The sequence below is a fragment of the Dellaglioa sp. CoH-57-MRSF-16 genome, from assembly GCF_056782055.1.
In genome coordinates this window covers 1-342 of the sequence record NZ_JBXAXZ010000112.1, presented here as the reverse complement: position 1 = coordinate 342, position 342 = coordinate 1, and the positions used below count along the sequence as shown (strand labels likewise).

Annotated in this window: 1 protein-coding gene; it reads right to left on the bottom strand. The window is 53.5% G+C overall.

The genetic code is table 11. The features are described 5' to 3' along the window. Nucleotides 1-107: 107 nt before the first annotated feature. Nucleotides 108-342: hypothetical protein (locus AC1RPH_RS08100; RefSeq protein WP_481762075.1), on the bottom strand; the 235-nt coding region annotated here is incomplete at its 5' end.

Genomic DNA, 342 nt, shown 5'->3' with positions numbered 1-342 from the left:
GAGTCATGTCCTCCCACTTACCCTCGCTGGCCGTGACCATTAGGCGTGCTATTACTTCTGCTTTCATAGTCTTGTCCTTGGTTAAACAAACCGTGTATTTACGAGGGTTAGTTGATCAGGTAGTCGAAAGCCCACGTGATGTTGAGGGTCACAAGGTTCGATGCGGAACCGTCGAGTTCGACATCCGCAACCGAAGCCGGCCACAGGCCAACGACGGTAATCGTCCGGCTCACCTGAGGAAGATCGTTATAGACCACGAGCTGTGCCGTGCACTTGTAGGCGGATGCAAACGAGCCGCTGTTGTTGAGCCACGAACGGGTCATTTCTGACCACGCATAGAAC